Here is a 13039-nt window from a genome sequence, read left to right as displayed (position 1 = left end):
AACACGAATATATCACTCTGTTACCAACTCAATCGCCATTGAAACCATTAAACCCGAGAAAGAAATTGAGCGACAGCTTAAACGTAACCAAACACTGGCAAAGAACGTCGGCCTCGCCAGCAAATCCAGTGATCCAATTTAAGTCACCTTTATCTCTGCCCAAATAGATTCACTACATTGTTTTCTTGCTGTTGCTGGTGGTTATTCACCCGCGACTCCCAGATCTCGAGTGCCTTACGCTTTTCAACCAGGTAATCGTAACGATCATAGTGCTTAGAACTCACATCCTGTAGAGCATGGTTCTGAATGCGGTCACGCAGGTCTTTAGCGATACCCGCTTCCCCCATCAGGGTCTTACAGGTACGACGAATATCACGCGCAATAAAAGATGGGCTCAACGCAAAGTGTTCCCGATAATAGATGATGGCTTGCGCGAAGCTGTCTGTGCGCAGATGCTGTTCAGATTTGATGCGTTGTGGGAAGATGTAGGGGCTCTGGTTAAGATTCTCAGCTTTCAACTTTTCGAGTATCCCAATGGCTGATTCAGTCAAAGGCACCAGATGGTCTCTTTTATTTTTCGACACATCTGCCACTATCAATAACGTCTTCTCTTCCCAGTTAACGGCATCCCAACGGCTGGAAACCAGTTCATGAGGCCGCTGGCCACCCGTATAAACACACAAGTTAAGCAATTGGCTGATTAACGAACCGACCTTTGGTGCTTTAGGGAAATCCCCCATCAGTTGCTGCAACTCATCCAGCTTCAGCCAGTTTGTCCCTGCCTTCTCCGCTGCAGATTGTTTGGGTATGACACTCACTGGATTCATTTGAAGCCCAAACATCACGTTCTGCTGATGGTTTGCCGGATCGTTGTCAGCCTTCAACCCATAATTGAATGCTGCCATCAGATAAGAGCGAACACGATTTGCTTCAACTGATGCGCCACGTTTAATAATGGTGGCCAGAATTTGTTTGATATGAGCGGGGGTAACGTCACGCGCTTTCGTCGCTTTAGGTATAAATGGATAGGTTTCTTTTTCCAGCCGGTACAAAACCTGTTGCCAGGTGCGTTTACCGTCTTCACGCATTTTGGTGGTGTAACCCAAAATGAGTTGCTCAATGCTGCCTTTGAGCTGGTCTTCACGTTGTTGTTGTTCGGCAGAGAAAAGCTGCTTTGCGATTTCAGCTTTGGGGTCTTTCCCTTCTTTAAGAAGACCCGCATGTTCTTTACATTGCTGTCTTGCCTGCGCGAGTGACAACTCTGGGAAACGGCCAAGCAGAATGAATTGCCGTTTTCCTTGCCAAAAATAACGATAGTAAAATACTCGCTGACCCGATGGCTCAACTTTCACCCCTAATCGCCCTGCCCCACGCTCACCGCTTTTATCCCATTCATAATAAGCAGTAGTCTTCGGCTTCAAGCCACTAATCATTGAGACAGTTAAATTATCAGCCATAGTATTTTTCAGTCCTTTGTTCGTTACGTCACCCAGTCTGATTCTGGGTGACGTAGTGGGTGACGTAAGGATGATACTGAAGGTAAAAACGCAGAACAACATGAAACAACAATCAGCAAATAACATACTGTTATTTATGAAATTTAATCTAACGTGAAAAAAGATGCAAAATCATGAAACATGGATTTCATATGACTCATAATCGCTTGGTCACTGCTTCAAGTCCAGTAGGGGCCACCAAACAAAACAAGGACTTACGCTAAAAACGTGAGTCCTTTGTTATTTCTGGGGATACTCCGGGGATACTTCAAAAAAGTAAACACAATGATTAATGGTTAAATAAAAACCATTTTTCATATTCTTACAGTTACATTTTTAAAAGCTGAACTACCAGTACTGGTGGCCTGAGTCTTTTATAGGTTGGAATTTTTGGCCTCAACTGCTGGCAGACTCGAAAAGATATAATTATTTTGTTTTCTTCCAGGTACGCGGGCTGGTGACGCCGGATAACCCCGTACGGGTAGCGGTCATGGTGTTTACCTCTGTATGTTGATACAGATTACTTTAGTTTCATAAATCGCAACACATAACACAATCATTTCATTTATTGCAACAATAAAAACAAGGCATTGCATGTGCGATGGTACCGCAGGCTCTGTGGATACAATCAGCCTATAAATGATTAAGGTAGCGGGTATATGCGGGGCGTATTTTGGTTAATTAATCAACATTAATAATTACAGATATTTTTTATTTGAGGGGTATTTTTGTTCTTTGAACTCAATCAAATAGGAAATATTAACTATGGCTATTCCTGTATACCTATGGCTAAAGGATGATGGCGGAGCGGATATAAAAGGTTCCGTTGATGTTGCTGAACGAGAGGGAAGCATAGAGGTGGTGGCGTTAGGTCATCAGGTAAGTTTACCAACTGACGATATAACAGGCAAAGTAACAGGCACTCGCGAACATTTCGCGTTTAATTTTGATAAGCAGATAGATTCCTCTACCCCCTATCTTTATAAAGCGCTAACTACGGCCAGACGCTCAAATCAGCCGAATTCAGATTTTACAGAATTGATAATTCTGGAAGAGAAGTCGAATATTTCCGAATATTGCTTGAGAGCGTCAAGGTGGTAACGCTTATGCCGCTTATGTTTGATGTAAAAACCGCTAAGGGAGAGCGGAGTAACCATATCGAGTTTATCGACCTTCGCTATGAAAAAATAACCTGGACTCATAAAGACGGAAATATTATTCACTCTGATAGCTGGAATGAGCGCCGTAGCGCATAAGGAAATTATCATGGTATGGATTTATTCACAAAGCACGGGCGAACTGAGGCACAACGGTGAGCTTGTTGGTACTGGCTATGCCGGTGTCTACACAAACAAAAATAATCCCGATCGCCAGCAAGTCAAAGATATGGGTCCACTTCCGAGAGGCAAATATACAATACAGCCAGATAACGGGAGGATGGGGCCGCTTTCGCTAAAACTTGTCCCGCAATCTACTAATAATATGCAGGGGCGAGCAGGGTTTTATATTCATGGCGATAAAAGCAGGCCAGGGGCGATACTTGGCTTTGCATCCGAAGGGTGCATTGTCATTAACAGAACCGCGCGTCACTCCATTGCCCGCTCCGGTGATAATCAACTTGAGGTAATACGGTGAAAGCCCTCCTGCTGCTAATTGTTTTGCCTATGACCGCCCTTGCATCAATGACCGCATCCGATCTTAATTCAAGAATAGAACATGGTGGTATTACTCAATTTTATTCAACGGTGAGTGACGATGATTGGGATACCATTATTTCAGCGATTGAAAGCGGCAAAGGTGAATGGATCGGGCTTGTTCCACAACTCGCCAGCGGAGCAGATGGCATGTATGGTGAATCTTTGGGAATAGCCCTTGCCTCCGTTATCCCAAATAATCCCGATGCAGTTTTAGATGTTTTGAATGATAAAAAATATCCGCAAATGCTGGGCATAGAAAGGGTTTGCACAATGCCTTTTATCGAGCCGGAGAATGATTTTATTATCCAGTATTACCAAAAGGCGGCGGCGGCACTAAAAACATCGGGCAGTAAAGGCACTAAGTGTCTAAGCGCTCTAAATCAAGAGATGCAGGCTTTTACCCTGGCGATACAAGAATCAAAAGAAACCAAATGAACCAGACCAAACAAGCGTAATTATCAACAAGCCCGCGCTACTGGCGGGCATTCTTCTCGCATAGCATTAATCATTTCTGCGCACACCCTCAGCTATATACCGAAAGTACATACCGGCCTAATCCAGCGCTATTTCTTGCATTACTTTATATAAAAAAGTGTTCACCATTGTTAATTTTTTCAATAAAAAACATACTGTTAAGTGATGAATGCAACCCCTTAAAAGTGTTCACTTGTGTTCACCCCTACTGTTCACCTTGATCCCAATAGCGGAGAATGTATTCAGACATTCTCCGCTAATATTAAAATCAGTATCACTGGATAGAACCCTAAAAAAACTACAGCGGCAATATTCAGATATGGTGCTTCTCTACTGATAATTAGTGGGGATCCCCCAGGAGTAGAACCCCCGGCATGCTGTTACAACGTGAATATTCTATCCTGAGTCTGGGCTTTTATTACCAGTAAAGTTTCCAGCTCTGGGTAAATCTGACCAGGGCTTCAACGTAGAAATAATCTCCCCAGCTGGCACACTCATCCACGCCCTTATTGCTCGACAGATGATAAACCGAGTGCTTCAGCAAACCGTTGCCCTTCTCTTCTTTGCCCATCAGGTAGTGCCTGGTCAGCGATGACATAATGCCTTTTGCCCACTCCAGATAACGCTCGCGATCCGGGTCAGTCACCGGCAGATGTTTTACCAGCTCCAGTAAGCCGCAGACAGCAATTGCCGCCGAGGAAGAGTCACGCAGCGCATCAGTGCCCACCAGCGCCAGATCCCAGTGACAGACGTAATCTTCCGGCAGGCGATTCAGGAAATAGTTCGCCAAGCGCTTTGACAGCGCAATCATCGTCACATCGCCGGTATAGATATAGCTCAGCAGGAAGCCATAAATTCCCCATGCCTGGCCGCGCGACCAGCAGGAATCATCCGCATAGCCCTGCTGGGTATTACCGTAACGCGGTGCGCCGGTTTTCACATCCATATAGTAGGTATGGAAGGTCGAGGCATCTTCCCGAATCAGGTATTTCGCCGCCTGCATGACATGCGCTTTCGCGGCCTCGGCGAAACGCTGATCTCCGGTCTGTTCTGTTGCCCAGTAGAGCAGCGGCAGGTTCATATTGCAGTCGATAATCATCCGCCCGGCTTGTTCAGGATTGCTGAGATCCCCCCAGGCCTGAATGATTTCTGCTTTTTCGTGGAAGCGCTCCAGTAATGCCTCCGCCGCCAGCAGCGAGAAGCCGCGCGCCTCGCGGTTGCCGGTCAATCGCCAGGCTGCCACGCAGGAGAGCGTATACAAAAAGCCTAAATCATGGGTGTTAGTGTCATGACGCCCGGCCATACGCAGGCCAAACGAACGCACATTTTTTTCCGCCAGCGCACGGAAGTTGTCGTCGGCGCTCATCTCCCACGCCAGCCACAGTTGGCCGGTCCAGAAACTGGTGGTCCACTCGACGTTTTCGGTCAGTGGGTAGAAACCATCCACACAAGTTTCAGCCGGAAATTGTTCCCCGAACTCCGTGGCATGACGGCGGATCAGTTCGATGACATGGTGACGGGCGGAGCTTAGCTCATCACGAAAGGCGTCCATATCCACTGGCACCGGAATATTGGCCAGACGTTCCTCAACTATATGATTTAACATATTTAGCTTCCTTCTTTGACAGCGTCAATTATTGTGATGAATGTTATTGCGTTACGTTCAGCGCCTGTGCGCGGCGCCATTTGCTCTGGCAGGCGGATAACGTAAAGGCAGAAATAAGGGTAAAGATCAGCGCCGTTGCACCCATGATGATATACGTATTTCCAAAGCCGATGCGGTCATACAGATATCCCGCCGGGGAGGAGATAACCACGTTGCCAACGTACAGCATGGCCTGATAACCCAGTAAATACATGGTGGCGTTTACGCGTTTATCGAAATGTTCGGCGATATATTTAAAGACAGACACCAGCAGCAGACAGATTTCCAGACCATATAACGGCTTGAGCACGGAAATTAACAGGTTCGAATCACACAGACCGGAAATAATTAAACGTGAACCGACAATTATCCCGACAATTAATAACCCACGCTTGGCGCCAATAAAGTTAACGAACAGCGGGATCACCATATACATCAGGAATTCCATTCCCGACTGCACGGTTCCCAAGTAACCAAATACGGCGTTGCCCCGGTGAATATCGTCGAAGAAAGTGACGAAATAGCGCGAGAACTGCTGCTCGGCGATAAACATCATCCAGGCCACACCGGCAACGTACAGACAGAAAGCCCAGAATTTTCGGCTACGCAGCAAGGCATAAACATCCGCCGGGGCGATTTTCTCTTTCGTCAGCACTTCGCTGGCATGATCAGAACGGGTGTTCACTTTCAGGCTCAGCAGCACAATCAGCATGATCACTGACGCCACACTGCCCATCATAAAGTTGTACGACGGCGAGAGGTTAAACAGCAGGCCGGAGAACGAAGACGCCACTGCCCAGCCCAGAGAACCCCACATCCGGATCTGGCCAAATTCCATACCGTTAAGGCGGCTGAAACGGTCAGAGTAGGATTCGCACGCCGCCACCCCCGCATACCAGGCAAAGCTTAAATAGATCGCCCCGACAATAATGCCCAGCATGGTGTTGGAGAGTAATAATGGTTGGTAGACATAGATAAAGAATGGCGCCATCAGGGCGGACATTGCCACCACGAAATAGAGCAAATATTTGCTCATTCCGATCTTATCGAGAATATAGCCGTAGATCGGTTTGAGAATAACGGAGAACACGCCGTTCACCGCAAATACCGTGCCGATAACCGTACCGCTAAGATTCGCTTTTTGTCCAAGCCAAATGGCTAACAGACCAATACTTGCCGACCAGGTAAAGAAATAGAGGAAAATAAAACTGCTTATTTTGTAATACTCAGCTTTATTTTTCACTGGTTCGTTTTTCATATAACCCTCGATGTGTGTATGTAGAGTAAGATATTTTTTTATAAAAAGAATGACAGCTGACGCTGACTACCAGGCTCGTGGATAAACACCTGGTTATGCTTAATTTCCAGCTGCGGGCTTGCCATATAGCTTTTATGTTGATGTTGACCCGATGCGCTCACGGCGCAGCACAGCCAGCTTTCCCCTTGCGGGATTTCGCTCGTCAGCATTGAAATTGAGGAGCACTGCGCACATGCTGCTGTTCGGCGGCGTGACGATGCTGTCAGGATGGCGCGTAATCACCGGTGATAAATCGACAGTTACGCTACTGCCGTTGTCTGCGGCCAGATAGCAACCACGGGCATGCACCTGGTGCGTTGTTTTCATCACCGCGAATCCGCCTTCTACTGTCTGTAAGGTGCGCGCGCTGTTAATACGATGCAGACGAATATGCCATTTGCCAAATGCCACCTGCCGGCTGTCGATCTGCACGTCATGCCAAGGTGACCAGCGAGAGAAAATAAAGTTTTCATCCACACGCCTTCATCGCAGTGACGGCGGCCATGGAAGTAATCGTCACCATCCGCCAGCAACAGCATCGAATCAAAGGCCGCACGTTTAAAACCGAGCAGCACCATAATCGCAAAGTAATTCCAGTTACTGTCCGGCATTTGGACATCGATAATCTGGCTCAGCCACGCGTGCAAGTGCGTTAACTCACCTTCGCTGAATACCGCGGTGAGTTTATCCTGCAACAACGCCAGCCCCAGGCCATAAGCCGCCATCTCTACCAGTCGCTGATCATAAGGCGCGGTTTCGCCCCAGTAGCCTGTACTTTGCGGGTTAGTGCCCAGCTTTATGGCTGTGATGTACTTGTCGCTAAACGGAGTGGTGTCACCGGAAGCCATCAGCGGAAACAGCCCCCACAGTACACGGGAAAGCCCTTCCATCTGGGCAACATCCGTGTCGTAGTCCGCGCAGGTATTACCCAGCGAAAAGCGTGAATCCCCTGCCGGGAGCTGTTTATCCAGCGCACCCAACATGTCGTTTAATGCCGCCACCACATCCTGGCGGGAAGACAACATATTTGATTTTTCTTTATTTACCGCAGACATACGATCATCCTGATAATCGACTGCGGAAAAGAATACTGAAACCATACATCACCGGAATGTTAGCCATATCACAGCGATGATAGACAAATAAACCAGCAGTTTGAAAATTTAAAAAAGTGGTTTAAAAAGAGGTATGGAAGGGGAAAAGTTGAGCTTTATTGTACTATGACTGACAAACCAAAATCTGAGCATCTGGAACTGATTACCTTAAAGGACACCCTCGTGTCTTTCAGCCGGCTGTTTGCCAATACCGTGCGGTATCACCACTGGCACCAGTGCCTGGAAATACTCTATGTGGAAGAGGGATTTGGTGTGACGATTGTCGATAACCGCCACTACACCATGCGCCCTGGAAGGTTGTTTTTCTTCCCGCCGTTTACCCTGCACAAAGTGATGGTGGACGCCCAGGCCGAAGCCCTCTATCGGCGCACGATTATTCATCTCGACCACCATGCTGCATCGAAGGCACTGCGTGACTTCCCGCAAACCCGGCAGCGGTTACAAAAACTGGCACAACGCGGTGGTGAGGCATGGGTGGTCGATGTCGCCGACTGTCATAGTCATATCGATTACCTGTTTAGCTGTTACTCGAAACGGGCAAACAACCATCCGTTGAACAGTGAGAACGTCGCCAGCCTGTTGATTAGCCTTTTTGCCATGCTGCCCGGTGACGATAACGGCGCGTCCGGCAACAGCCAGAGCCTCGCAAGCCAGGTGATGTTCTGGCTTGATGAGCACTACAACCAAAAATTCACTCTTGACACACTGGCAGCAGAACTAGGTAAATCACGCAGCTATATCTCGCGTAAATTCCATGCCGAAAGCGGCGAGAAAATTCATGAACACCTGAATACCTTACGCCTGCGCAAAGCTTGCGAAAACCTGCTGCACAGCGCAGATAGCGTGCGTGACATCGGAACAAAAGTGGGGTTTTCCGACGTGACCTACTTTATTAGTGCTTTTAAAAAGGGCATCGGCGAAACGCCTCTCCAGTACCGGAAGAATCACGTCGGGTTGTGTCGCGTTAACGACAGCAAGTCAGCAAAAGTAGCGTTGCCGGTAATTTAGCCAGTCAGCAAATAGAATTGCTCCGCGGGTGACAATCCATCACTTTGTGGATGTTGATATTGCCCTTTGCGCTCATGCTGCCACGGAGGTTGTACCGTTTCAGCAGTGCCTGATAATCTACTGAGCAGTATTGCCCGCCTCTGTCCGAGTGTACGATGACATTTTCCGGGCGCTTTCGCCGCCACAATGCCATCAGTAGAGCGTCGCAGGCCAGTTATTCTGTCATTCGTGGCGACATTGACCAGCCATGACCACCGCCAGATATACAGCCAGCCCTCATCAGTGCGCAAGTACGTGATGTCACCCACCAATTTCTGATTCGGTCCCCTGGCGTAAAAGCCCTGCTTCAGCAGGTTCTGCTGACACCGGCAGGCCGTGCTCACGGTAGCTGGCCGGTTGAGCTGGGCGTTTTCAGCACCGAGTTCACTCTCAGGTTCAATGGTCGCCATTTGCTGATGCTGTTTGCTTCGCCAGGCATAGAGCTGGGATTAATACAGGCTGAGTTCACGGGCAACAGCAGCCACACCAATGCGTTCAGCAAGCTTAAGAGCTTCCTGGCGGAACTCAGGCGCATGTTGTTAGCTGGTTGACGCTGTTATTGTCATGTGAGTCACCTCTGATTGAGAATTTACTCACTTAGTCGCGTGTCCACTATTGCTGGGTAAGATCAAAGTACCCCAAAAAAGCAAGCATTCTACCGGCCATCAACGCTTTGGATACTTGACCCAAACATCCACTATGAGGTGTTTAGTCCGGATCCGTTTTAGCAGGGTTATCCCGGACTCGCAGTACTGATGGTGGTTGCCCGCAATGTTTTTTGAAGCTTTTGCTAAAGTGAAATTCGTCGCTGTAGCCACAGACAGTTGCTATCTCCTTCAGGTTTAGTTGTGTGTATAGAAGTAACTTCTTAGCGTGCTCATAGCGGATCTCACTCAAATAGCCTTTGGGACTTTTGTGCAAATACTGCTGAAAAATACTTCGTAAATATGAGGAAGAAATTCCGTAACGTACCGCTAATTCACTTATCAATAGCGGTTTACTGTAGCGACGTTCAAGATCATCCTTAATCTGTAAAAATAGCGTATAACCTTGTCTCCCCTCGGGGTGGATACTTACCTGAGCCTGAAGCAATTCATATATGAGCTCATAGATAAGAGATTGGGTCATCAACTGGCTCCCGGTACTTCCAGGAACCCAGTCAGCAACAATGCTCTGAAATAAATATCCAAGCCGTTTACCCGCTTCTCCTTCTGGCTTCAGTATGAACTGGAGGGGTAAAGCCTCCAGTGGCTTTACCGTTCCCTGGTTAACGGCAGAGGGTGATAAAGTATAGAGAGACAGCAAGATCATCTTTATTCGCAAAGGCTCCTCACTGCCGCAATGCATTTCCATCGACAGACCTGGCCGCAGATAGAACATCATTCCCGGCGATACTGGATGGTCTTCGTCCGTACGGAATATCCCTCGACCTTCCTGAATCCAGTAAAAACTATGTACATTGATATTCTGGCGGACATCCTTCCATTGAGGGAACGTGATCTTATCGTGGATCCAATGAATATCTATGGTCAGATTCTGCACAATACTATCCATTGGTTTCCTCCCATGTAACTCTGATTTACCTGAAGCGTTTTTGACAAGCCAAACGTGTTTATTATGCCATACCTCAGTGATTACTACATTGCTACACTCAGGTCATCAAGAACGGTTTTTTAAGGAAAACAGTGATGACTGAACCAACATCCCGCCCGCTTAAGGCGCTAGATTATATGCCCTGGATTGGCCCCAACAGCCAGGAAAAGAAGGAGCAAGCAGTACATCAACAGCAGCTTTCCGTCGATTACGACTGTACTTTCGGTGAGCTTTGTTATGTCTCGCCTCTGGCGATTGTTTTGCCGGATAAGCTGCTAATGGGGGATCGGAGTTACATTGCAGGAGGGGCAATTGTACGCAGCGCACGGCTCATCATGGGCAGTGACTGCTCTCTCAATAGCTACAGTATTCTGTCAGGCGATATTACCATGGGAAATGGTGTAAGGATTGCATCACATGCGAGCATCTATGGGTTTAATCACGGATATGAATCCATTGATATACCCATCTTCCAACAGCCTTTGACTACCAAAGGGATCATTATTGGAGACGATGTATGGATTGGGGCCAATGCCGTAATTCTGGACGGTGTGAAAATCGGTTCCCACAGCATTGTTGCTGCAGGAGCAATCGTTACCAAAGATATCCCTGCTTACAGTATTGTCGGCGGTAATCCGGCCAGGATCATTCGTAGCCGTAAATGACCGGTATGGTCGGAGATTTCGTCAAAATGGCATCCTCAGGCATTAATGCACAAGTTAAATTTTCGACAATGAGAGAGATAGAAGATATGCAACCATGTGGGTTGTTGTCGCAGAAACTGTCTGACTTCGGCAAGCAGGTGAAGGAGCAGTTTATCCATCTGCTGGAGTTTTACTCCGAGACAACAGAGCAACAGAAGCTGTTTCTGGACCGACCTGGACACAAGCAGACTATCAGAGCGTACTGTGATGCTGTGGAGATTGCAGCGATGTTCAATAGTTTGCCACCAGGTTGGACACAAGCGGAATTGATTAATAAATTACAACAATTCCAGGATGACCAAACCGGATTGTTGCCCGACCCGCACTCGCCTCCAGGCTTGGATGACCAGCCTGAACAGTTATCTGATTCTCTCTCCCGTTACCATCTTCTTGCTGTAGGATACGCGCTTGAAACACTCGGATCCGAGTTGCTACATCAAGTAGCCGTTATTGAGAACATGGATTCAGTAACCTTGTTTAAGCAGTTGAATAATCTGCCATGGGAAAACAATGCCTGGGGTGGGGGGGACTGGATTGACTGCTATGCCACAGGTCTTTACCTTAACATAAAGATGTTTGGCTCAGGAAAACGTCCCGATGATCTGTTTGGCTGGTTGTCGATCCATTGTGATATAAACTCCGGTCTGTGGGGGTTACCCACCACTGAAGAAGGTTGGTTGCAGCCGGTAAATGGTTTTTATCGGCTAACCCGAGGGAGCTTTGCTCAGTTCAATATTCCCTTACCTTACCCGGAGCGAAGCATTGATACCGTGCTGGTTCACAGCAGGGATCTCCGGTTCTTTAGTGCGGAGACTCTCAATGCATGCAACGTATTGGATGTCGCTCATCCTTTATGGCTCTGTCTTAAACAAACTGACTACCGGCGTGTGGAGATCTGCAATTGGGCAAAGAATATGCTCAACGAAGTCCTGAAATTCTGGGTTCCTGGGCGAGGTTTCGCATTCCAGTTATCACAGCAGCAGGACACTGGTTTACAAGGCACAGAGATGTGGCTAAGCATTATCTATATATTAGCCGATTTATGTGACTTAAGTTTTTCACTGGGTTACACCCCAAAAGGAGTGCATCGCCTGGAGCCAGCCTTATCCTTAGCCATGAAATAACCAACTGAACCGCCTAAAATTTTGCGGGAAATATTGGGTCATAACAGAGGCGTTATGAAAAGAAAGGCACCAGCACCGGTGCCTTTGTTCTATGGGGCAACCCTCTTACAAGACATCTGCAGAACGGCAAGTACACTCCAATCCAGTGCGAATACCTGGATCTTATGACTTTACTCAATTGCCACATCACGCCCTGAGACATTCAACAAGCTTTATGGCACTGCAAATATTTCGCTTCGTCGTAGCGAGTTCTGGTCTTCCAGCAGCGGTAAATGATTCTTATCCATTTAAATGCCAGAGCCCGTATCGCGGATTGATGAGATTTTCCCTTTTCTCGATGGCCCTGATAATACAGTCTGGTCCAATATGGCGAGTTAACCGTCTTCACAATCCATTCCACGAATGTCTGCCGGACGAACTTCGCACATTGCCATCGCTAGTGAACCCAGGATTTTTGGCCGCTTCGCTCGGTTACTGGTGCGATGCCAGCGTAGTTTTGAATTTCTTCAGCGCTGCTAAACCGGTCACGGTCATCACCAATTGCAGCAAGCATCCATGGGCCCATACACGGACCCATGCCCGGAAGTGATTTGAACAGCCCCGCATCTGGTAATGTGTCAAACAGCGTTTCAATTCGTTCGTCATAGGTTTTAAGAATTTCACTCACGACTTTAATTTGTGTCGCCAGTGCTGCTGCCATCAAAGCATTAGCCTCTATAACACTCGGGTCTGTAGTCAATGGGATCGCGTTATCAATACTAGCAGCACGTTGCTCGGTAAGGGCCACCAAACATATCAACAGATATTCGAATCTTTGCTATTAAGGTACGACAACCGATGACCGCTG

9 protein-coding genes and 4 pseudogenes are annotated in these 13039 nt (G+C 47.6%); 6 read left to right on the top strand and 7 right to left on the bottom strand.

The window, feature by feature from the left end; all coding sequences use genetic code 11:
- Positions 1 to 149: 149 nt before the first annotated feature.
- Positions 150 to 1457, bottom strand: coding sequence for a site-specific integrase (locus EC843_RS17305; protein ID WP_133522709.1), 1308 nt, complete (start codon positions 1455 to 1457; stop codon positions 150 to 152).
- Between the two features lie 804 nt (positions 1458 to 2261).
- On the opposite strand from EC843_RS17305, the pseudogene tssD reads away from it, so the two are divergent.
- From tssD to EC843_RS17290, 3 genes and pseudogenes are all read left to right on the top strand, one after another.
- Positions 2262 to 2752, top strand: a pseudogene (gene tssD, locus EC843_RS17300) (type VI secretion system tube protein TssD).
- Between the two features lie 10 nt (positions 2753 to 2762).
- Positions 2763 to 3131: a tlde1 domain-containing protein gene (locus EC843_RS17295; protein WP_133522708.1), complete on the top strand. Its 369-nt coding sequence runs from the start codon at positions 2763 to 2765 to the stop codon at positions 3129 to 3131.
- The gene (locus tag EC843_RS17290) at positions 3128 to 3628 is read left to right on the top strand and encodes a hypothetical protein (RefSeq protein ID WP_133522707.1); all 501 of its coding nucleotides are present in this window, start codon (positions 3128 to 3130) and stop codon (positions 3626 to 3628) included. Before EC843_RS17295 ends, EC843_RS17290 begins: the two co-directional genes overlap by 4 nt.
- Before the next feature lie 457 nt (positions 3629 to 4085).
- Here EC843_RS17290 and EC843_RS17285 read toward each other — a convergent pair whose 3' ends face one another.
- The 3 genes and pseudogenes from EC843_RS17285 to EC843_RS17275 all read right to left on the bottom strand — a co-directional run bounded on the left by EC843_RS17285 (position 4086) and on the right by EC843_RS17275 (position 7664).
- Positions 4086 to 5273, bottom strand: coding sequence for a glycoside hydrolase family 88 protein (locus EC843_RS17285; RefSeq protein WP_064540219.1), 1188 nt, complete (start codon positions 5271 to 5273; stop codon positions 4086 to 4088).
- A gap of 43 nt (positions 5274 to 5316) precedes the next feature.
- Positions 5317 to 6570, bottom strand: a complete 1254-nt coding sequence (locus tag EC843_RS17280) for an oligosaccharide MFS transporter (protein ID WP_064540221.1) — start codon at positions 6568 to 6570, stop codon at positions 5317 to 5319.
- A 38-nt stretch (positions 6571 to 6608) separates the two neighbouring features.
- Positions 6609 to 7664: pseudogene (locus EC843_RS17275) on the bottom strand (DUF2264 domain-containing protein).
- Between the two features lie 165 nt (positions 7665 to 7829).
- On the opposite strand from EC843_RS17275, the gene EC843_RS17270 reads away from it, so the two are divergent.
- The gene (locus EC843_RS17270) at positions 7830 to 8732 is read left to right on the top strand and encodes an AraC family transcriptional regulator (protein WP_133522706.1); all 903 of its coding nucleotides are present in this window, start codon (positions 7830 to 7832) and stop codon (positions 8730 to 8732) included.
- Positions 8733 to 8793: 61 nt separating this feature from the next.
- On the opposite strand, the pseudogene EC843_RS17265 reads toward EC843_RS17270, so the two are convergent.
- Both EC843_RS17265 and EC843_RS17260 read right to left on the bottom strand, forming a co-directional pair.
- Positions 8794 to 9337: pseudogene (locus tag EC843_RS17265) on the bottom strand (DDE-type integrase/transposase/recombinase); the annotation flags it as partial.
- A gap of 142 nt (positions 9338 to 9479) precedes the next feature.
- The gene (locus tag EC843_RS17260) at positions 9480 to 10325 is read right to left on the bottom strand and encodes an AraC family transcriptional regulator (protein WP_064540268.1); all 846 of its coding nucleotides are present in this window, start codon (positions 10323 to 10325) and stop codon (positions 9480 to 9482) included.
- A gap of 134 nt (positions 10326 to 10459) precedes the next feature.
- On the opposite strand from EC843_RS17260, the gene EC843_RS24865 reads away from it, so the two are divergent.
- Entirely contained in the window at positions 10460 to 11029 is a 570-nt protein-coding gene (locus EC843_RS24865; RefSeq protein WP_064540270.1) for an acyltransferase, read from the top strand.
- A complete protein-coding gene (locus EC843_RS17250) occupies positions 11026 to 12192 on the top strand; it encodes a hypothetical protein (RefSeq protein ID WP_064540272.1) in 1167 nt (388 codons plus the stop codon). The genes EC843_RS24865 and EC843_RS17250 overlap by 4 nt, the downstream gene beginning before the upstream one ends.
- 202 nt (positions 12193 to 12394) lie before the next feature.
- Here the strand turns inward: EC843_RS17250 and EC843_RS17245 are convergent.
- Positions 12395 to 12976: pseudogene (locus EC843_RS17245) on the bottom strand (transposase); the annotation flags it as partial.
- Between the last annotated feature and the right edge of the window lie 63 nt (positions 12977 to 13039).

Source organism: Buttiauxella sp. JUb87, assembly GCF_004361975.1.
GTDB lineage: Bacteria > Pseudomonadota > Gammaproteobacteria > Enterobacterales > Enterobacteriaceae > Buttiauxella > Buttiauxella ferragutiae.
Note: the sequence above shows the minus strand (reverse complement) of the source record. Positions and strands in the feature narration are given on the sequence as shown.